The organism is Paenibacillus sp. FSL F4-0243 (assembly GCF_037963295.1).
In the GTDB taxonomy this organism is placed as follows: domain Bacteria; phylum Bacillota; class Bacilli; order Paenibacillales; family Paenibacillaceae; genus Paenibacillus_AQ.
Map to the genome: position 1 here is coordinate 696,048 of NZ_CP150151.1, position 21,947 is coordinate 717,994.

Annotated in this window: 15 protein-coding genes and 1 riboswitch; of the genes, 13 read left to right on the plus strand and 2 right to left on the minus strand. The window is 41.8% G+C overall.

Annotated features, from left to right (window positions below; all coding sequences use genetic code 11):
- The first annotated feature begins 162 nt into the window (after positions 1-162).
- The 3 genes from deoD (at position 163) to NSS87_RS03125 (ending at position 3,059) form a co-directional block, all read left to right on the plus strand.
- Positions 163-879 (plus strand): purine-nucleoside phosphorylase, encoded by a 717-nt coding sequence (gene deoD / locus NSS87_RS03115; RefSeq protein ID WP_042184697.1) that lies wholly within the window; start codon positions 163-165, stop codon positions 877-879.
- A 129-nt stretch (positions 880-1,008) separates the two neighbouring features.
- Positions 1,009-2,187: a phosphopentomutase gene (deoB, locus tag NSS87_RS03120; RefSeq protein ID WP_339244659.1), complete on the plus strand. Its 1,179-nt coding sequence runs from the start codon at positions 1,009-1,011 to the stop codon at positions 2,185-2,187.
- A 128-nt stretch (positions 2,188-2,315) separates the two neighbouring features.
- Entirely contained in the window at positions 2,316-3,059 is a 744-nt protein-coding gene (locus NSS87_RS03125) for a GntR family transcriptional regulator (RefSeq protein WP_339244662.1), read from the plus strand.
- 102 nt (positions 3,060-3,161) lie between these two features.
- Here NSS87_RS03125 and NSS87_RS03130 read toward each other — a convergent pair whose 3' ends face one another.
- Positions 3,162-4,739 (minus strand): carboxylesterase family protein, encoded by a 1,578-nt coding sequence (locus NSS87_RS03130; protein WP_339244665.1) that lies wholly within the window; start codon positions 4,737-4,739, stop codon positions 3,162-3,164.
- Between the two features lie 234 nt (positions 4,740-4,973).
- Here NSS87_RS03130 and NSS87_RS03135 point away from each other — a divergent pair, with 234 nt between their 5' ends.
- The 4 genes from NSS87_RS03135 (at position 4,974) to pgmB (ending at position 11,426) form a co-directional block, all read left to right on the plus strand.
- Positions 4,974-7,508: a helix-turn-helix domain-containing protein gene (locus NSS87_RS03135; RefSeq protein ID WP_339244668.1), complete on the plus strand. Its 2,535-nt coding sequence runs from the start codon at positions 4,974-4,976 to the stop codon at positions 7,506-7,508.
- Between the two features lie 206 nt (positions 7,509-7,714).
- Entirely contained in the window at positions 7,715-9,064 is a 1,350-nt protein-coding gene (locus tag NSS87_RS03140) for a glycoside-pentoside-hexuronide (GPH):cation symporter (RefSeq protein ID WP_042184704.1), read from the plus strand.
- A gap of 29 nt (positions 9,065-9,093) precedes the next feature.
- A complete protein-coding gene (locus NSS87_RS03145) occupies positions 9,094-10,794 on the plus strand; it encodes a glycoside hydrolase family 3 N-terminal domain-containing protein (protein ID WP_339244670.1) in 1,701 nt (566 codons plus the stop codon).
- Positions 10,791-11,426 (plus strand): beta-phosphoglucomutase, encoded by a 636-nt coding sequence (gene pgmB / locus NSS87_RS03150; RefSeq protein WP_339244673.1) that lies wholly within the window; start codon positions 10,791-10,793, stop codon positions 11,424-11,426. Before NSS87_RS03145 ends, pgmB begins: the two co-directional genes overlap by 4 nt.
- 156 nt (positions 11,427-11,582) lie before the next feature.
- Here the strand turns inward: pgmB and NSS87_RS03155 are convergent, their stop codons facing one another.
- A complete protein-coding gene (locus tag NSS87_RS03155) occupies positions 11,583-12,467 on the minus strand; it encodes an Rgg family transcriptional regulator (protein ID WP_339244676.1) in 885 nt (294 codons plus the stop codon).
- 272 nt (positions 12,468-12,739) lie between these two features.
- Here NSS87_RS03155 and NSS87_RS03160 point away from each other — a divergent pair, with 272 nt between their 5' ends.
- The 6 genes from NSS87_RS03160 to NSS87_RS03185 all read left to right on the plus strand — a co-directional run bounded on the left by NSS87_RS03160 (position 12,740) and on the right by NSS87_RS03185 (position 21,864).
- Positions 12,740-13,474: a CPBP family intramembrane glutamic endopeptidase gene (locus NSS87_RS03160; protein ID WP_042184712.1), complete on the plus strand. Its 735-nt coding sequence runs from the start codon at positions 12,740-12,742 to the stop codon at positions 13,472-13,474.
- 160 nt (positions 13,475-13,634) lie between these two features.
- A complete protein-coding gene (locus NSS87_RS03165) occupies positions 13,635-14,099 on the plus strand; it encodes a hypothetical protein (RefSeq protein WP_042184714.1) in 465 nt (154 codons plus the stop codon).
- A gap of 187 nt (positions 14,100-14,286) precedes the next feature.
- Positions 14,287-14,386: riboswitch (purine riboswitch) on the plus strand.
- Between the two features lie 122 nt (positions 14,387-14,508).
- Positions 14,509-15,909: an NCS2 family permease gene (locus NSS87_RS03170; RefSeq protein WP_042184716.1), complete on the plus strand. Its 1,401-nt coding sequence runs from the start codon at positions 14,509-14,511 to the stop codon at positions 15,907-15,909.
- A gap of 155 nt (positions 15,910-16,064) precedes the next feature.
- On the plus strand, positions 16,065-18,044 hold the full coding sequence (locus NSS87_RS03175; RefSeq protein ID WP_339244681.1) for a glycosyltransferase family 39 protein: 1,980 nt from the start codon (positions 16,065-16,067) through the stop codon (positions 18,042-18,044).
- Positions 18,041-20,089, plus strand: coding sequence for a glycosyltransferase 87 family protein (locus NSS87_RS03180; protein WP_339244684.1), 2,049 nt, complete (start codon positions 18,041-18,043; stop codon positions 20,087-20,089). Before NSS87_RS03175 ends, NSS87_RS03180 begins: the two co-directional genes overlap by 4 nt.
- Positions 20,086-21,864 (plus strand): phospholipid carrier-dependent glycosyltransferase, encoded by a 1,779-nt coding sequence (locus tag NSS87_RS03185; RefSeq protein ID WP_339244685.1) that lies wholly within the window; start codon positions 20,086-20,088, stop codon positions 21,862-21,864. The genes NSS87_RS03180 and NSS87_RS03185 overlap by 4 nt, the downstream gene beginning before the upstream one ends.
- The last annotated feature ends 83 nt before the right edge of the window (positions 21,865-21,947 follow it).

The following is a 21,947-nucleotide window of genomic DNA, read 5'->3' on the forward strand; positions in this document are numbered from 1 at the left end:
TCTCAAGTAAAGGATTGTGCTGGAGACGCCGTTTTCACAAATCTTTCATGAACACGTTTTGTTGAAAGGGCTTGCAACCCTCGAAAAGTTATGATAAATTGTACTTGTCTAAAAAATAGACAAGATAAACAAGTACATTTTCTACTAAAGGGGCCAATCAAAATGATGACTATTTCCAAAGAGACACCTCATATTAAACCGAACGGGGTAGAGATCGCTGAATCGATTCTGTTGCCTGGTGATCCTTTAAGAGCTAAGTTCATTGCGGAAACTTTTTTAGAAGATTACCAGTGCTTTAACGAGGTAAGAGGAATGTTAGGATATACCGGTACTTACAAAGGGAAGAAAATCTCTGTTATGGGTACGGGAATGGGTCCAGCGAGCATGGGAATTTATTCTTGGGAATTAATCAATGTATTTGGAGTTAAGAATTTAATCAGAATTGGTACCTGTGGTGCAATGCAAGAAAACATTGAGCTATACGATGTAATTTTTGGTATGGGAGCTGCAACGGATTCCAATTATGGTCATCAATATAATTTACCTGGACAATATCCACTAACGGCTTCTTTTGAGCTTTTGGAGAAAGCTAAGAAAATAGCAGATGATAAAGGACAAAAGGTTCATATTGGTAATATTTTATCCAGTGAAATATTTTATAATGCGGATCAGGCAGCTAATAAAAAGTGGCAGGATGTAGGGATTTTGGGTGTTGAAATGGAATCTGTAGCCCTCTATTGGAACGCTATCCAAGCACGTGTAAAAGCGCTGTGCATTCTAACAGTGAGTGATCATCTTATTACAGGAGCACAGACCACTTCGGAGGAACGCCAAACTGCATTTACTAAAATGATGGAGATCGCATTAGAGTTAGCATAAATGCTTTCCTTCTATGTGAAACTAATGTAAACGATATAAAGTTTATACAGCATGAGATATTGGAAGCCTATTATGTAAAGTCGTTCCGGTTATATTATTTTTAATTACTAGATAAGGGATGAGAGTAGAATGAAGAAATTTAAACGTGTACATTTAATCGTCATGGATTCAGTAGGCATTGGAGAAGGAAAAGACGCGGATCAATTTAACGATGTTGGCTCCCATACCCTATTACACATTGCAGAACATATGAATGGATTAAATCTGCCCAACCTAGCCAAATTGGGTCTATCTAATATTGAAAAAATTTTGGGTGTTCCAAAAGCTGAGAAACCACTTGCTTATTATACTAAATTACAGGAAAAATCAGTCGGGAAAGATACTATGACAGGTCATTGGGAGATCATGGGTTTAAATATTGATCAACCTTTTAATGTGTATCCAAATGGATTCCCCGACGAATTAATTAAACAGATCGAGGACATAACTGGCCGAAAAGTAGTAGCGAATAAACCTGCAAGTGGAACAGCTATCCTTGATGAATATGGCGAGCATCAAATGAAAACAGGGGATCTAATCGTTTATACCTCTGCTGACCCGGTTCTGCAAATTGCAGCTCATGAAGAAATCATCCCATTAGAAGAGTTATATGATATTTGTGAAAAGGTTCGGGAAATCACCAAAGACCCTGCCTATTTAATTGGTCGTATTATTGCCAGACCTTATGTAGGCCAACCCGGGAAATTTACGAGAACCTCCAATCGTCATGACTATGCCTTGAAACCATTTCATAAAACGGTTATGAATAGCTTGCAAGACGGAGGTTATGATGTCATCGCTATTGGTAAAATCAATGATATTTTCGATGGTGAAGGCGTTACAGAATCCATTCGTACAAAAGACAATATGGATGGTATGGATAAACTGCTTGATGTAATTAAGAAAGATTTCACTGGAATGAGCTTTTTGAATTTAGTTGATTTCGATGCTTTATACGGTCATCGTCGTGATCCGGAAGGCTATGGAAGAGCATTAGAGGAATTCGATAAACGATTAGATGAGGTATTCGATTCCATCCGAGAAGATGATTTGTTAATCATTACGGCTGACCATGGAAATGACCCAACCTTCCCTGGTACAGACCATACTCGTGAGTTTATTCCTGTCCTAGTCTATTCCAAGCAATTAAAGGGCAGTGGCGCATTACCTGAGCATGATACCTTTGCTGATATCGGTGCGACTATAGCAGATAACTTTGATGTTGATATGCCAGACAACGGTGAGTCTTTCCTGCCATTTCTTAAATAATTGATATCACATAAAAACCTCCAAAGTTTCTTTTTGGAGGTTTTTACGTTGCGATTGAAGCAGAGAATGACATTCCTTGTCGCTTGAAAAATGATGTGTCATAATGGGGAGAAAAGGACATCAGATGAATGAACACGCATAAACTAGATAAATTGAAACGGCCGCTTTATATCAATGTATATGATGAGCTTCTTCTTCAGATTAACAAAGGAGAATACCTCGTAGGTAGCCAGCTTCCTTCAGAACCGGATTTAGCCAAAAAACTAGGGGTTAGTCGCGCTACTTTACGGCAAGCTTTAGTTCTTTTGCAAGATGATGGATTAGTAAGAAATGTTCGTGGTAAGGGGAACTTTGTACTTGAATCTTCTTTTAACCAAGAGGATACTCAATTAGAGAAACTGAGCAACCCCATGCATAAATGTCATATAAGCGCATTTGACCAAGTAGATCTACATTATCGGCTGGACCCGCAAACGGAACATACCAAACAAGTATTAAGAAGAGATTCAGCTACAGTTGTAGCTTTGGAACGTTTGTATAGAGCAGGAGGAGAGCTACATGCTTACGCTTTTACTTTTATGTCTATGCAAACAGTAGAGAGGTTATCTTTGGATCTTGATAGTAAAGAGAGAATGCTGGATTTTCTAGAGAATCAGGCTTATGTAGATGCTAACCATGGGAATATTGAAATAAAATATACGCATACCGTTAACTTAGCAGATCGGAAAGATAAATTAATGGGGCAGAACGAGTGCTTTTTACTACTAGAAACCCTTTACGACAAAACAGAGCCAGATTATCCGTTAATGTATAATAAATTTTATATTCCACAGCAGTTCTCAAATTTAAAATTAAATATGTCTAAAGGTTAACCAATAATAATGGATTAGAAAAACTCCCTTTTATCTGCGACATTTAGCAGACAGAAGGGAGTTTTTTTGACCCGAATCAAAGAGTTTTTCAAGGGGGATTGCTTAATGCAAAATAAATCCTTCTTCTTCGGCCTCATTGTTTGGCAGGAAAGGCAGCTTCGGGTTCGTTTTCAATAAAGTATCCATCAATGCATGATCAAAATTATGCTTTACTACACAGTTGCGGTCAAAAATCATGGTAGACTCATCTCCCGGTTTACATGCCGGCCACTGGGGAAGGGAAGGGATGTTAGGATTGCCATAGCGTGCAAAGCTTACCCATGCCCCACAGATGCGCTCCTCCATCCGATCGGAAACTCCCGGAATGAGGCACACGGGAACACGTTTCGTATTATGGAATACGAAAGGGATCTCAGCGCAATGCCATGCTATCTTGCCGCCCTCAAAAGGAAATTCATAAGCAAATAAGTAGGAGTAGGTAGGAGCTTCCTCGTGTACGGATTTCTTCTCAATAAAGTCCTTGGTTGGAATACGGAAGAAGGTATCTAAGAATAGCAGGTCGGACAAGTGTTTATCCGGGTATGCTTCCCTAAATTGTGTGACAAGCTTCTCCGTATGACTGCCATACTTTTGAGTCAGCATCTCCATGGTGGCTTCCTCAGACACGTCCTGCTTGTTTGGAACACCGGGACCAAAAGCGAACTCACCAAATACGCTACCAATCAATACCGGAATGGTCTTCGCATGCTCGGTAAAGCCCGCCTCTCTTGGATCGCCTACATAGAATTCATTAGGCATAGGATTGCCGCCAATGTATTCCCCATGCATTGCGAGCGCTGGTGCAACTTTATTATATGCTTCAGCTAACTGAGGATAAGGAACCGCTTCCAATTTTTCTACTTCGGCCTCGCCCAAATTAAGCTCTGCCAACAGTGCCTTTACAATGGCGGTGCTATCGGTCTTGCTGGTGTCCAAAAAACCATCAATTAATCCGCTCTGGATAACGCCCTTATGGAACAGGCCGTCTGCTGCCGGAGTATTCATTAGTGTCCATACCTTCATACCGCCACCAGACTGTCCGAAGATGGTCACATTGTCCGGATCGCCGCCGAAAGCTGTAATGTTCTCCTGAATCCATTTTAAAGCTGCTACCATATCGGCATTTCCGGCATTAGCGGAATTGACGTATTTATCTCCAAAAGCAGACAGGTTCATGTATCCCAGAATATTCAATCGGTGATTTAAGGTTACTACGACCACATCGCCGAACTCGCTAAGCTTGTCTCCTTCATAAGCTACCTGTTCAATAGAAGAGCCAGCTGCGAAACCGCCCCCGTGCAGCCATACCATAACAGGTTTTTTGGCCTGCGGTTCAAGGCTCTGAGTCCAGATATTCAGATACTGACAATTCTCATCCATAGGCCAGTAACGATGAGGAACCAGCACTTCCATTTGGGGGTGATCCTGGGTTAGCATGGGAGACACATAACCGTAAGCCAGTGCATCCTTAACCCCATCCCATGGGGCTACCTCTGTGGGCATCTGGAAGCGCTTGGCATCTGCGTACTTTATCCCGTGAAAGGTATAAGTGCCGTTGACCTGAAAGCCTCTCATTTTTCCAGCTTTGGTCTGTACAATGGGTTCTGCTGAGGAACATACGAAATTTTTTGCTGTCATCATGGAAATCCTCCTTACATCAGATAGCCCCATTATAATAAAAGTAGGATAGTGAAAAATATAGGGAACTTATCTGCTTTATCCTTATTCTTTGCTTCTTTTCTGGAGGTCAGCAGGTCTGGTCTCAGGATAAGAAAATAATCATGATAAAAAAGTCAAGAATCCCTTATGCAGCAAAATTCATCACCACCCTCTAGCTGATTGCTAAGTACGAAAAAAATGTGGAATAATGTCCATATGAAAACTACCTATGAGGTCATCACAACCAATCGTTATACTCCGTTCCGGTTATTGCTTCATCGCCCGAATCATGTTCAGATGCATTGGCATGAAAATTTAGAGATTATTTTTGTCCTGAAGGGCACGATCGAGTTGTTTCGGCAACAAGAGCGGCATCTTCTGCACGAATCAGCCATTACCGTTATTAATTCGAAGGAGGTTCATTCGATCAGTGGCGATGAGAACAGCTTGATCTTAGCGCTGCAGGTGTCTCATTCTTATATAGAAGAGCAGTTTACAGTAATTAAAGAGCTGCAGTTCCATTGTGATTCTTATCTATACGACCATCAGCATCAGATCGAGTTCGATCCGATCCGGCAGATGTTGGCGTACATGATGCTGACGTATACGAAACAAGCACTGGGTTATGAACTGGAGCTGAAAGGTTTATTGTTCCGGCTCATGGCGTATCTTGTTAAATATTATTCCAAGCCTTTGCAGGGCAAAGATGCATCATCCGATGTGAAGTTCATGGATCGCCTCTTGGCCATTACCGAGTTCATTCAACATAATTATGCGAAGCCGATCTCTTTAACAGAGATTGCTGAGCAAGAATTTTTGTCGGTGCACTATTTGTCTCGATTTTTCCAAAAGTTTTTGGGTACGACCTTCTCTCAATACCTTAACGGTGTGCGTATGGAGCATGCTTTAGATGAATTGAATTACAGTGATTTAACAATCACCCAAGTGGCGCTGAATAACGGATTTCCCAGTATCAAATCATTTAATAAGGTATTCAAAGAGTTTTACGGAGCAACACCGAGAGAGTATCGCGCGAAGCGCGCGGGAGATATGTCCGCTTATGCGAATGCCAGAGCATCGAAGACTCCTAATTATCTGGAAATGAATCAACAGGATGCCTTCAAGGAGCTATTCAAATATTTGCCGAGCGAATCTCAGGAATCCAACTTTATTATGCAAGATAAAATGGTCGTAAAGACAGAGAGCATCCACCTCGATGTAAATAATTCAACGCCGCTTATGCATACTTGGCGAAAATTGACTTCGATTGGCAAAGCGAAAGAGGGTTTATTCGGAGAGGTGCAGCGGCAGCTCATCCAGCTTCAGAAGGATATCGGGTTCTCCTATATCCGGTTTCATGGCATCTTCGACGACGAGATGATGGTGTATCATGAGAACGGACGAGGCGAGCCGTATTATCTGTTTACTTATGTGGATCAGCTATTTGACTTTTTCCTGAGCATAGGCCTGAAGCCGTTCATCGAGCTTGGGTTTATGCCTTCGAAGCTGGCGTCTGGTGATGCGACAATTTTCGTGAAAAAGAGCAATGTCAGCTATCCCAATCAATTAACGCGCTGGATGGGGCTCGTCGAAGCACTGATGGACCACTGTATCGAGCGATACGGTGTTGAAGAGGTGACTACTTGGTATGTTGAAGTATGGAATGAACCTGATGTCATCTCCTTTTGGAGCGGGACTCAAGAGCAGTATTTCACCTTCTATCAGGCAACCCATGAAGTGATCCGGAAGTATCCCAAGCTTAGAATGGGGGGGCCAAGCTTGTTGTCTCCAACGATTCTTAATGATACTTGGTTACAGGATTTTCTGTACTTCTGCATGCAAAACCATTGTTTGCCCGACTTTATATCGTTCCATAGCTACCCGTTCGATCAGATTTTTTACGATGCCATGCAGCTCGATGGGGGGATGTCGGAGGAATTCGTTTGGACGGCAGAGGAAATGTCGAAATATTGGACACTGTCGGCGGCTGAAGATTATTTATCGCAAGTCATCGTCAAAGCGCGTGATATAGTTGTTGAATCCGGAGCAAATATCAAGGAAATTCACTTGACGGAGTGGAATTCGAGCGGCAACCAACGAGACTTGATTCATGATACATGCTATCAATCCGCTTATATCGTGAAGAACGTCATCGATACGATCGACCAAGTGGATAGTCTTTGTTATTGGACGAGTACAGATTTTCTGGAAGAGTTTCTTGTGCCGAATCAAGTGTTTCACGGCGGACTCGGGCTGATGACGAACAACGGGATTGAGAAAGCTGCTTATCACGCTTATCAAATGCTTGCCAAATTAGGTTCTGAGATGATCCAGCGCGGCGAGAACTATTGTATTACGAGACAAGGAAATGAGATTCAGGTGCTCTTATTCCATTATGTACATACAGATGCCTTGTATCGTCGTAATGACGTCTCTCATTTGAATGAATACGATCGCTATCGCATTTTCAAGCATAACGATCCGCTCGAGCTTACCTTGGAATTGTTGGGCCTTGCGCCAGGCAGCTATCAGATTCGCAAAACAGTGTTGAACCGCCAATGGGGCAGCTCCTACGATCATTGGGTGGACATGGGACACCCCGTACATCTTCATTCGGAGGATATTTCCTATCTAAGGAGTGTAAGTCTTCCGAAACGGGAAATTTTCGTTCAACTCATCGATCAGCAATTTAATCTCAAAGCAGAACTTTCACCGCATGAAGTCCAATTGTATGAAATGAAAAGAATCTAATCTATGATAAATCGACCCCTAGCAGGCATGTAGGGGTCTTTTTTGTCCTCTGACAGGTTCATATTTGACCTTACTACAATTCCACAAAGCTTAAGTAGGTTTCAAAGAGGTTAAATTTGCGATGGAACAGGGATAAATAGCGGGAAGTTATTGTTGTTAGCGCTTACTATAATGAAAGCATGATAATGAGCAGGAGGTAAACACATATGTCAACCAAACAAGTACCATGGTTTGAACGAATCAGCTATTCACTTACCGATACTGCATCCAATCTCGTCTTTCAAGTAGTAACAACCTATCTGTTGTTCTACTACACAGATTCGATCGGAATGAGTGCGGCTGCTGTAGGTACATTATTTTTAATCGCCCGGGTTATCGATGCTTTTGACAGCCCTTTCTTCGGGATCATGATCGATAAGACAAATACCAGATGGGGAAAATCGCGTCCATGGTTCCTATGGTTAGCCTTGCCATTTTCCGTTATCGCTGTGCTAACGTTCTCTGTACCGGATATTAGTCCGTCGGGACAAATTGTGTACGCTTACGTGACCTATATCCTGTTAGGGATTCTATATGCAGGTATCAATTTGCCGGTCACTTCTATTCTGCCCAGTCTATCGAGTGATCCGCAAGAGAGAACGGTTATTGGTACGATTCGTGTCCTGTTTGCCATGGTAGGGACCATTGCCGTAACGACCTTTACATTGCCGATTGTTCATAAATTAGGGCAAGGCAATGATGCCAAAGGCTTTACCTGGACGATGATCATTTTTGCATCAATTGCATTTGTGCTGTTCATCAATGCATTCTTCAATACGAAAGAGCGTGTAGTATCCGCTTCTTCTCAGAAATCTTTACCGGTCAAAGAGGGCATGAAAGCGATCAAAGGCAATTGGCCGTGGGCAATCATGTTGTTTATAAACTTTATTTTCTGGGTGGCGAACATCATGAAGACCCAGACGACAACCTACTATTTCACGTATAAAATTGAAAGACCTGACCTGATTCCAATGGTAATGGGCTTGAACCTAGTCATGATCTTGACCTTAGTCATCGTGCCGTCCTTAACCAAAAAATTAGGTAAACGGAATATCATGATATTCGGATTAATCGTTTCAATTATCGGTCAGCTGATCATGTTCATGGGAGATCAAGCGAGCAGCATCACATTACTAATAACAGGAAGTGTCGTTGTTAGTCTTGGTGGCGGTTTTGCAGGCGGATTGTTGTTCATTATGATCGTGGATACCGTGGATTACGGCGAGTGGAAAACAGGGGTTCGTGCACAAGGCTTGCTGACAGCTTCCTCAAGCTTCGGTGTAAAGTTCGGTATGGGTATTGGCGGCGCGTTATCCGCCTGGATGCTTGGACTTAGCGGTTATAAAGCGGGAGCAGTGCAGACGGCTTCGGCATTGCGGGCCATCGAACTAAATTTTATTTGGATTCCTATTGTTTGTTACGTCTTAGCCATTATCGCACTATTGTTCTATACCTTAGATAAAGATGAGAGTCAAATGCTAGCAGATTTGAAAGCACGCAATAACATTGCATTATAAATTCAATGATATCGAGAGGAGAAAACAATATGCTACATCAAGTAGATTTGACGAAGAAACCATTTAACCTGAACGAACAAGATATTACATGGGTACAAGAAACATTAGAAGGCTTAACGTTAGAAGAAAAAGTCGGACAGCTCTTTTGCCCGGTAGGGATGGGTGACAACGCGGCTTTGATCGATATGGTGAAAAAATACCAGCCAGGCGGATTAATGTATCGTCCGGGTCCAGCGCAAGAGATCCGCTCAGCGCATAAAGCCATGCAGGAGAACAGTAAGATACCGATGCTTCTCGCAGCGAACCTGGAAAATGGGGGAGATGGGGTTGCAACGGAAGGCACTTACTTCGGGAAGCAGCTTCAAGTGGCGGCTACAAATGATCCGGATATGGCGTATAAGCTAGGGACTGTGGCTTGTAGTGAAGGAAGAGCCGTGGGATTGAACTGGTCCTTTGGACCAATTGTCGATATTAATATGAATTTCCGCAATCCGATTACGAATGTTCGTACCTTCGGCGATCGTCCAGAGACCGTGCTTGATATGGGACTTGCTTACATGAAGGCAGCCCACGAGAACGGTATGGCGGTATCGATTAAGCATTTTCCGGGTGACGGGGTCGATGATCGGGATCAGCACTTACTGACATCTATAAATTCACTCTCCACAGAAGAGTGGGATGCGACTTTTGGACATGTATATCAGACGTTAATTGATGAAGGTGCTAATACGGTCATGGTCGGACACATTATGCAGCCAGCCTATCAACGTCATTTTAATCCACAATTAAAGGATGAGGATTTGCTTCCAAGTTCGTTGTCGTCAGAAATTCTACAAAATTTGCTGCGCGAGAAGCTGAACTTTAACGGTGTTATCGTCAGTGATGCCACGTTAATGGCCGGATTTACAATAGCAGAACGTCGTGAGCTGGCTGTACCAAAAGCGATTGCTGCGGGATGCGATATCTTCCTCTTCAATCGGAACTTCGAGGAAGATCTAGAGTATATGCTAAGCGGCATTCGTAACGGCATTCTGACGGAAGAACGCTTGAACCAAGCTGTAACGCGTATTCTTGGCTTGAAGGCATCTTTAAGATTGCATGAGCAAGCTCGTACGAATACCTTGGTTCCTGATGAGTCAGCTTTAGCGGTCATTGGTTCTGAGCAACATCACCAATGGGCACAGGCTTGCGCCGACCAATCCGTAACATTAGTGAAAGATACGCAGCAATTACTACCGGTTACACCGGAAACGCATAAGAGAATGCTGCTCGTCGTGTTAGGTGATGAGGAAGGAAGCTTCTCCGCGGGAGGAACCCATAAGCCATTCGTAGAGAAGCTGCGGAATGCTGGATTTGAAGTTACCGTCCATGATCCGATGGACATGCAAGTCATGTTCATGTCGGTTCGGGATTATGTGAAACAATATGACTTCGCGCTTTACTTCGCGAACTACGCGACAGCGAGTAATAAGACAGATCTGCGTATTAACTATACACCGCCATATGGTGGGGATATTCCATGGTTTATTAAAGAATTGCCAACGATGTTCGTATCCGTGGCGAACCCTTTCCATTTGCAGGATGTGCCGCGTATTCCGACGTTCATCAATGCATACTCAGGAAATGAATATTCCTTGAATGCGATCGTTGACAAAATCCAAGGCAAATCTGAATTTAAAGGAACCAATCCGGTCGATCCGTTCTGCGGCTATTGGGAAGCCAGACTATGATGCGTGCCGTTATATTTGACCTTGACGGTGTACTGGTATCGACGGATCATTTTCATTATAAGGCTTGGAAGCAAATAGCAGATCGGCTGAACATTCCTTTCGATGAGGATGTCAATAACCGATTGCGCGGTGTGAGTCGCATGGAGAGTCTGGATATTATTTTATCCGGTGCTTCGGACAAACAATTTACAGATGAGCAGAAGCAATCGTTAGCAGAGGAGAAAAATACGATTTATCGTAAGTTTCTGGAGCAGCTTTCACCTGCTGACATCTTACCCGGTGTAACGGAGACCTTGGAAGGATTAAAGGTGAAGGGGGTCGCCGCCGCTGTAGGGTCCTCCAGTAAGAATGCGCGGTTCATTCTTGAACAAGTAGGCTTGTTAGATTGGTTCGCCGTCGTAGTCGACGGTAATCAAATCTCAAGAAGCAAGCCGGACCCGGAAGTATTTTTGCTCGCGGCAAGTCAGCTGGAATGTGATGCATCCGCATGCCTGGTTGTCGAAGATGCGGTAGCCGGAGTGCAAGCAGGCGTCCATGCAGGAATGGAAGTTGCGGCGGTAGGTGACGCGGTGAACAGCAAGGAAGCGACCTTTACGCTTCAACGAATAGATCAACTGCTCAAGCTGATCTAAATACAAAGTAATGATGAAGTGGGAATAGACTTAAAAAGTCGAAAAACCTTGTAGTTTAGGGTTTTCGACTTTTTTTATTATAAATTAAGTTCTACTAGATTATTATGTATTTCCAACTAGCTGGAAAGTCTTAAATATTGGACTTTTGCTAAAAATCTATTGTAAGATCTGTGACAATATAGACTCTAATGTTTTAGCTTGATAGGGCTCGCCAAATTCATATAATACATCGATTGCTGATTGAGCAAGCTTCGTTCCTTCTTCTTTACTGTTTCTTTTAATTTTAATTAGACCGTTATAATACTTATATACAATCTTAAAGAACAGCGTTTGATATTGAGGACTGCTAATATTATTTAAGTTCTCTAGTAAGATCTCTGCATAGCTTATTTGATTGATCATAATTAATTCGTAAATCATATTGGTTAGCATTACACATATGACATCTCGTCCGCGTTCGTGAGCTTCATATTTTTTCATAGACTTAATAAGCGTTTGAAAGAGTATATCTCTTTGATCGTAATCTATGTAATTTAAAGTATTTGTGAACAGCTGCATTTCTTGGAGGGTCCAGGATTGGAGATTGTTGAGATAGTTAGTGATCGTCTCGATATCTTCTGTCAAAATGACATTCTTCTCAAACTGACCCGTCAAGTTAAAGTGCTTCAATAATCTTATACGAGACCTGACTTCTGCCAGATGAATTTTTGAGGTCAGATCCTCTCTCTGATGTAGTTCTTGATAAATCTCAATTAATGCTTCGAGATCGTTATTGTTTCCGGCTTTGGAATATTTGTTGGTAAATGTATCGTGTTTAGATAGTTTATAACCTCTATAAATGTAGAAAAACTCATCAATCCCCATCATAAGTCGATTTAAAATTTGTTCTAACAGCCTTAATGTGATCTCATGGTTTCCTTTTTCAAATTCAATGGCATATGATTTCGAGATAATATCTAAATACACTTCTTTTTGACTTAATCCCTTATTGGTCCGTATATTTCGAACAACCTCACCGTAGGTATTCAATTCGTTCGCCACCCTCTTATTGAAATCGTGAGCTTTTATTATATTTCAGAGAGAATCTAATTTGATTACGAAATTTTGATATTTGAAAGTCTGCTCATTGTGGTGTTTTGAGCTGATTGGAAATATTAGTAAATAAATCGAATCCGTTGGAAATTTCTTCAATTTAAGGTCCTATTTATAAGACCTTTGTCGAAATGGGACATAAAAGCAATTATGATGTAAGTACGTTAGATGGATTAATGGAAGCATAAGTTCTATATTTCCTTGGAAGGATTTGATTTATTATGAATAATAAAAGTGATTTTTTCAGATTTGAGCGTAAAAATGATGATTTCCCGTTCTACAGTGAACTGTCATCGCCTAGTCTAAATTTGAAGAGCAGCCTCATTTTTCTCGTTTCTGTCGCGGTTGGTTTTGCTCTGTTTCTTATTATGTTTGGAGGTCCCAATGTACAGCCCTTTATGAATGTGATTTTTCCTTTAGCAGCAGTAATCTTTGTGGCACGAAGTCAATGGACATCATTATTCAGAAAATTAGTAGCTAAAGATATTCTTTTGATTCTTGGAACTTACGTTGCGAATTTGATTGTGACAGGTATTGTCGGTTTCCTTATTACGAAATTGTTTAGTACGAGCGCTAATCCCGCAACCGATAGTTTCAATGGTAATTTTGCTGATGCAATTCCGTTCTTCTTGAGAACGATCCCGATGCTGTTTGGTGAAGAATTAATCACGATACTTCCATTCTTGGTCGTGCTATCATTTGGAGTTAAGAAACTTAAGATGAGTAGAAAGTCTGCTATAATTTTAGCCTGCATAGTTTCAGCTATTTTATTTGGGGCATACCATTTACCAACGTATAATTGGAATATTGTCCAAGCTATTCTCGGTATTGGTATTGCACGGATCGTTCTGCTATATCCATATCTTAAGACTAAAAATATATGGACATCGTTTATAGTGCACGTGATGAATGACTGGACAATGTTTGCTTTGGCCTTTTGGGCATCCACTCGCTAATTTTTCTCAAAGGATTTTTTGCGATAACAAACACCTGCAACTCCTTATTGAAGAAGGGGCTGCAGGTTTTTTTTGTATTCAAAAAATGTGATAGACGCTATATAGCTGCTCAATATGAATGTGATAAAATGGGAAAAATCTATCATAGGGAGAAATTAACATGGGATTTTCTCTTCTCGGCACACTAATGGCATTAATCCTTCTTGCCCCAAGTTTGCTAATGATTAAGTTTCCACCTGAAAATGTACCTTCGGGTTTGCGAGATGCAGAACCAATCTATACCCTCTTGGAGAGAGCAGGACAATTGGGTTGTATAGGTATTCTTGCGATGTCACAGGATAACTTTCAACAGGTAAAGTTTGGCGTAATTGCTGTCTTTATTGTCTTGTTGATTGCTATTTATTATGGTCTTTGGATTCGATATTTCGTTAAGGGGAGGCAATATAAATTGTTATGGGACCCTTTAGGAATTATTCCGATCCCGATGGCAGTCCTCCCAGTATGTGCATTCGGATTGGCAGCGATTTGGGGCAAATCCATTTGGCTGAGTATTGCAGTAGTTTGTTTAGCGATAGGGCATTTAGCCAACTCTTGGCATAATTATCAGTACACCAGAAATAAATAATTAGAAACATAGTAAAATATACCCATATAAAAAGTGGTTGGATAGTTAATAAGCTGCATTGATAGAACGAGTTTGAAGATAGATAAAAGCATGAAAATGCATGATTTACGAACAATGGAAAAAATAAAGTCGAAAATGTTCGTTTTTTATCATTGACAACTCACGTGCTATCCACCTAAAATGATAGAGCACAACAACATAATTCTTTCGTATATTTCCGGGAATTGGCCTGGAAGTTTCTACGAGGTCACCGTAATGACCTGGCTACGATTAAGAAGAGCAGAGCAACCCGCATTGTCCTGGATTTAGGGCTATGGTCCTGGGTGCTACTCTTTTTTTCGAGCCGGTGTCTAACAGATACCGGCTTTTTGTTGCTGTCAGACACAACATACCTTAGGGGGAGAACAATTTGAATCGGTTTTTCAAGTTGAAAGAGAACGGCACCACAGTTCGTACAGAAATCATGGCGGGCTTGACCACGTTCATGGCAATGGCTTACATCTTGTCGGTTAATCCGAGTACTTTAACAGCATTTGGCCGTATTGATATGGGCTGGTACTCTGTATTTCTAGCGACGGCGCTGGCAGCAGGTATTTTCACCATCGCAATGGGCGTGTTCATAAACTTTCCAGTGGCATTGGCACCTGGTATGGGACTTAACGCATATTTTGCTTCCGTAATTCTATCTTCCGCCACATCAGAGCATCCATTCACTTGGCAAATGGGTCTGACAGCCGTATTTATTTCCGGTTTGATCTTTATCTTGCTGACTGTAACTCGAGTGCGACAGATCTTACTAACTGCAATTCCCGACAGCTTGAAACATGCGATTACAGTAGGTATAGGGATGTTCATTACGATCCTTGGTCTTAAGAACAGTGGACTTATGACGATTGGTGTTGAAGCCGGTAAAGACATTCCTGCTAACACTTTCACAGATGTCCTTTCCTTTGAAACTATCATTCACATGGGTAGCCTTGAGAATTCCAATGTCCAATTGGTAATTATCGGACTTCTTCTAATCTCTATCCTGATGGTATTGAACGTTAAAGGTGCGATTTTATTCGGTATCTTGGGAACAACTGTCGCTGGTATGCTGATGGGTGTAGTTGATTTCAGTGCATTGTCCAGTCCGGCAACGCCTTGGGTTCCTGACTTCACACAATTGAACTTCTTTCAGTTTGACTGGGATGGTATCCTGCACACAGGTATTGTTTCAGCGATTGCAACTTTCACATTTGTAGAGTTGTTTGATACATTTGGTACACTTGTAGGTACGGCTCAACGCGCAGGTATTATGGATAACCCTGAAGAAGGTAATAGACGTGTAGGTAATGCGATGTTTGTCGATGCAGTTGCTGTAGCAGGTGGTGCGGCACTGGGTACTTCGACTACTACTGCTTTTGTAGAAAGCGCGGCAGGTGTTGCTGAAGGTGGACGTACAGGTCTTACAGCTGTAACAACGGGCGTATGTTTCTTGCTTGCATTGTTCCTTGCTCCAGTGGTTGCTCTTATTCCTGGATCTGCTACAGCCGCAGCATTGATCGTCGTAGGTGTGCTGATGGCACAATCGATCCGTCAAATCGATTTTCAAGATATGGTTGTTGCAATTCCAGCGTTCCTAACACTTGTAATCATGCCTTTCACTTATAATATTGCTAACGGTATCTCCTTTGGTATCGTAACTTATGTAATCCTTGCTTCTGTTGCTAACCTTGCAGGTAAGAAGAAATACGATATTCACTGGATGATGTGGGTACTTGCGATCCTGATCGTTCTCCGTTATGTATTCCTTGGTAGCGAGGGCTAACATATATACAGTATTTCTGAAATTCATCTTGGGCTCCTTCATTACTGAAGGGGCCGTTTTTTTTATTTTGGATTATGTATTCTCCTACTTAACTTGTTGGATGTTCTTCCTTTCCATCATCCAATATTTAGATTATATTGTTGAAGAGGTGATGAATGTTGTCCACAAGATTTAGCAATTGGTCTTCTTATTTTAAAAGTAATCCTTGGCCTCTCTTATTGTTTTTGCTGGGGGCTGTGATTCGCATTTTTTACTTTGGTTCGATTCCAGGTGGCTTGAATCAGGATGAGGCATCTATAGGTTATGATGCTTACGCTATTCTTCATTATGGAATAGACCGCAATGGTATTCATTTACCTATTCACCTCATTGCTTGGGGAAGCGGACAGAATGCACTTTATGCTTACTTATCAATGCCTTTCATATTATTGTTCGGACTTACTCCAATGTCTGTACGTGCGGTTAGCTTAATCATGGGTCTACTGGGTATGCTCGTATTCTATCTTCTTTCAAAAGAGCTATTTACTTCCAGAACTGCTGGTATTGTGGCGATGTTTTTTATCGCAATTAATCCTTGGCATATTATGATGTCAAGATGGGCACTGGAATCTAATTTATTCCCCACCCTGATTCTGTTCTCCGTTTATATGTTACTTAAATCATTTCAAATTCCGAAGTGGTCTTATGGCTTTACAATTATGCTTGCCCTTTCACTTTATGCCTATGGAACATCCTATTTTTTTGTGCCGATATTTGCTTTAGGTGCTGGAATTCTTCTATTCTATACAAGAGCACTAAAGCTTCGAACCATTCTATGGAACTGTGCTCTGTTTATATTAATGGCACTCCCAATCTTCCTATTTATTATGATCAATCGATTGTCGCTAGAGGGGATTTTGACCCCATTGTTCTCAATTCCGAGATTGACAACGCCGCGTGTGGAACAGGTAACTTCTATATTCGGAGGGCAACTACTACATACAGCATTAAGCAATTTCCGGGAATTTTTGAAGATATTAATTAGCGGATCTGATGGTTTGCCTTGGAATTCGATTTCACCTTATGGATACGCGTATCCTATTGCGTTACCCTTTGTACTTATAGGACTTATATTTATGTTAACGACAATACGGAACCGTGGTCGTGAGCGGACGGGACTGCTCGTTATTTTACTTTGGTTGTTTGTTTCCGTTTTGATGACCTTTGTTACGAACGTAAACATTAATCGGATGAATGTGATTTTCTATCCAATCATTTCGCTGATTGTTGCAGGGTTTATGTGGTTAAGCAAGAAAGTAAAAGTATTAGGAATTCTGTCGGCTGTAACCTTTGGCTTATTTTTTGTTCTATTCACTACAGTTTATTTCCGTGATTATCCTAAAGAGATAGGACCAGCTTTCTATGAATCTTTCGGTGAGGCTATACAATATGCTTCTGAAGAGAGTGCTGGGAACATCTACGTGACTGATAAAGTTAATATGCCTTATATTTATGTGCTTTTTTATGAGCAGATCAATCCCCATAATTTCTTAGCAACCGTTAATTATTCTAATCCTGGAGGTGCATTTCAGCAGGTGTCTTCCTTTGGGAGATATAGATTTGGACATTCAAGCATAGTTCCGGGAGAGACAGCGACATATATCTTGTGGAATGGTGATCCCATTCCTGCTGAAAGCGAAAATTATTCGGTTAAACGTTTTGCCAACTATACTGTTGTGACCGCTAAGACTGGGGTAGTAGAGGGAATCTCGGAATTTACAAATGGAGGATTTGAAGAGGGGATATCAGGCTGGAGCTTCTCATCCGGTACGGGTGTGGCAACCAATAATCCCTATAATGGAAGTTATCTGGCCTATCTTGATCCGGGGTTTGACAAAACGATTACACAATCTATCAGAATAGCAGAACCTGGAGAATATAAGCTTGGTATAATGGTTAGTGCTGGTGGAGAAGAAGGAAGGGTTGGCGTCCGAGTTAATGGCGTAGTGCGGGCGGAGGCTGAAATACCTGCTAGTGAGGTTTATCAAGAGCTTACACTTCCAATGGTATCTATCGGTCAGAATGAGCAAACTGAAATTTTTATTAAAGGCGGTAAAGGCTGGATTAATATAGACGAGGTGAGGTTGGAACGATGATCAAGAGTACACGTACGGCCGCAATGACTGTATTGATGCTGTTATTCTTTTTGCTTCCTGTAACAAGCATTTATGCAGATGGAAATCTATTGCAAAACCCTGGATTTGAGGAGGGAGGAGAGGATGCTCCTTCTAACTGGACTAAGGATATGTGGATTTCTGGAGACAACTCGGGCATACTTTCAATCCAATCGGACGAGGTTCACTCCGGTAGTAAAGCGGCAGTCATTGAGAATATCGAGCCCAATCATTTGAAATGGGTGCAGACGATTAAGGCAACGCCGGACAGCTATTATAAAATCTCTGGATGGATCAAAGTAGTAAGTACCGCAGGCGAGGGAATGGGCGCTAATATACTTGCCGTTGGAGTAGGCGGGGGTTATCCCAGTGTAACGGATACGACAGGAGAGTGGCAGTATCTTGAATACATAGGCCAGACAGGACCTAAGCAGAAAGAATTCGGCATAGGTGCAAGTTTGGGGGGCTACTCCAGCTTGATTCAAGGTAAAGCTTATTTTGATGATTTGTCTGTAGAAAAATTAGACGCTGCTCCCGAAGGGGCCAACGTCATTTCGCTGGATAGTGCAGCAGTTAGTCAGGATGCTGGTGGCAAAAAAGCGGATACCCCACATAAGGTATCTCCAACCAAGATGCTGCTGATCTCAGCGCTTTTCAGTGTATTTTTTGCAGTACTTTATACCAAGGCATTCCGCAGTGAGAAGCTTATGAAGCAACCTGAGAATGTCTATTCCAAATGGCTGAGCATTGCCATCGGGGTTGCTTTTATCCTAAGGGTCTGGATTGGTCTGACTGCTCAAGGCTATCAGAACGACATGAATACCTTTATAGCTTGGGGTCAGCGTATGGTTGATTTAGGTCCAGGCAAGTTTTATGAAGAAGGGTATTTTGCCGATTATCCTCCTGGTTATTTGTTCATTTTGTACATTCTTAGTTTTATTCGCGGTGTATTTGGCTTTGTGCATGGTTCGGGTGGAGAGAATCTGCTATTCAAACTGCCAGCGATTATTTCTGATTTGGTATTGGGTTTCTTCATATATAAAATGTCCCGCAAAAAACTCGGCTCAGGGATCGCTTTTGGCTTAACGCTATTATTTCTGTTTAATCCGGCGGTGCTTGTTAATTCAGCGGCGTGGGGACAAGCGGATTCGTTCTTTCTGATTTTTCTGTTGCTCAGTATCCATGGCGCTGCGAACAAAAAGTTTGTTCAATCCGCGATTTTGTTTGCAATAGCAACTTTAATTAAACCACAAGCGTTAATATTCACACCGGTATTATTGTTTGCTTTCTATCATCACCGTGCTTGGAAGCAGCTTGGATTTGGAGCTTTGTACGGATTAGGGATATTCGGATTGCTCGCGGCACCATTTTTCTGGAATAACGGTGGTTTAGTTGGCCTTATTAATCTGTATAAGAGTACGTTATCTTCCTATCCCTATTCTTCTGTGAATGCATTTAATCTATATGCACTGACTGACCCGATGTGGTCATCTCTTGACCTAACTTGGTTAGGTATTACTTACCGTGTATGGGGCTTCATATTTATTTTAGTGGCAGTAGCCATAGCAACCTTTTATTCTTTCAAAAAAGATCGCTTGGATTTATCCAAATCCTACTTTATCGGTATGGCGCTCATTGTAGTAGTTTTTGTGCTTGGAACCAAAATGCATGAACGTTATATGTTCCCTGCTGTTATTCTATGTATGTTCACTTATATAGCGAGTCGGGATCGTAGGTTTTTATTCCTATTCCTTGGATTCAGCTTAACGCAGTATATCAATGTGGCTTATACGTTGACCCATCTAAATGCAGGTGTAAATCCAGGTGCAGATGGAATCGTTTTGGTTACTTCTATTGCTAACCTGTCATTATTGCTATACATGCTCTACATTGGTTACGACGTTTATGTTCGTGGGGGAGTAAAGCCTCTTCCAGCACCACCAACACCTGAAGAAAAATATGAAGAAGACCTTAAAGTCGTCGAGCAAATAAGACCGCACCAGAAGGGAGGGAGACTTAAGCGATGAAGTTTAAGCGTATAGATTGGATATGTATTCTTGCCATTACTGCCGTTTACGCGGCAATTGCTTTATATAATTTAGGTTCTACTAAATCTCCAGAGACCTTGTGGGAGCCAGCTGCCAGCGGTGAAAGCTTCTATGTAGATCTAGGACAGAGCAAACAATTGGAACGAGTGAATATCTTCGGTGGCGTAGGTACCGGGAAGTTTAAGCTCGAATTCAGTGAATCCCCTGAGGTCTGGAGTAGTCCACTGGATGTAAGCGAGGATGTTGGGAATGTCTTCATCTGGAAAAGCCAACCTCTGAACGTTGCAGCAAGATACGTGAAGTTTACAGTTACATCTCCAGGGTTCACTTTAAATGAAATGGCCTTCTATGAGCAGGGAGGCGAAAGAGTACCTCTTTCTATAGCCGGTGTTACACCGGATGCTAATGCAGTCGCTAAAAGAGGAGAGCTTGCCAATCTTTTTGACGAGCAGTCGCTCATCCCTGAATATTCTAACTTTATGAATAGCACTTATTTTGACGAGATCTACCATGCACGGACAGCTTATGAATATACACACGGGATTGTGCCTTATGAGAACACGCATCCACCACTAGGCAAGCTATTGATCGCAGTAGGGATGGAACTGTTTGGAGTCAATCCTTTCGGCTGGCGTATTATCGGAACATTGTTCGGGATTGCCATGCTGCCTCTCATTTATGTAATGGCACTACGTCTCTTTAAAAAGAGTAAATACGCAGCACTTGCAGCTGGATTGTTCGCACTGGATTTCATGCATTTCACACAAACAAGAATCTCTACGATCGATGTATACGGAGTATTCTTCATCATGTTAATGTTTTATTTCATGCAGCGATATTACACTATGAATTTCTTCAGGCAGCCCTTAAGAAAAACACTAATTCCGTTATTCTGGTCCGGTTTATTCTTCGGAATTGGTGTCGCCTCCAAGTGGATTGTACTGTACGGAGGAGCTGGGCTGGCCATTATGCTAGCTATCTCGCTCTTCGAGCGCTACAGAGAATATAAAGCATCGGGACGGTTGCTCGCGGAAGGGAAGATCAAAGACAAGGAACTGCTGGGTACCTGTCGCGAAGCCGTAAATTCGTTCTGGAAGAATACCATTATTACGCTAGCTAGTTGTGTTGCATTCTTCGTAATCATACCGGTCATTATTTATAGTTTATCTTTTGTTCCGGGTTTATCTGCATCCGCAGAGGGCTTTACTATAAAAGGCTTGATTGATTCCCAAAAGAACATGTACAACTATCACAGTCAGCTTGTAGCTACACATCCTTTTGCGTCCTCCTGGTGGCAATGGCCGTTTATGAAGAGACCAGTCTGGTTCTTCAGTGGCAGTGAGGGTTTGCCGCAAGGTCAGGTCAGCAGTATAGTGACTATGGGGAATCCGCTTATCTGGTGGACGGGTATTTTCGCAATGCTGGCAACGCTGTGGATTACACTGAAACACAAAGATAAGACCCTTTATATGATCTGGATCGCCTTTTTCTCACAATATGTTCCGTGGATGCTTGTCCCAAGGGAAACCTTTATCTACCATTATTTTGCTATGGTGCCTTTTATGATTCTTGGTATTGTATATATAATGAAGTTGCTAGATAGTAATTATCCTGAGGCTCGTTATGTTAGTTATGTCTATGTGGCTGTTGCTTTACTGCTCTTTGTCGCGTTCTACCCTGTCCTGTCAGGGATGCAGGTAAGCGGAGATTATGTGAAGGGTATGCTGCGTTGGTTCCCATCTTGGGTTTTCTAAGATTTTTTATAATATCTATAATAATAAGTTTATGCTTACAGCGTTATTATGAAGTACAGAAAGATGTAACGCTCCATAAAGCT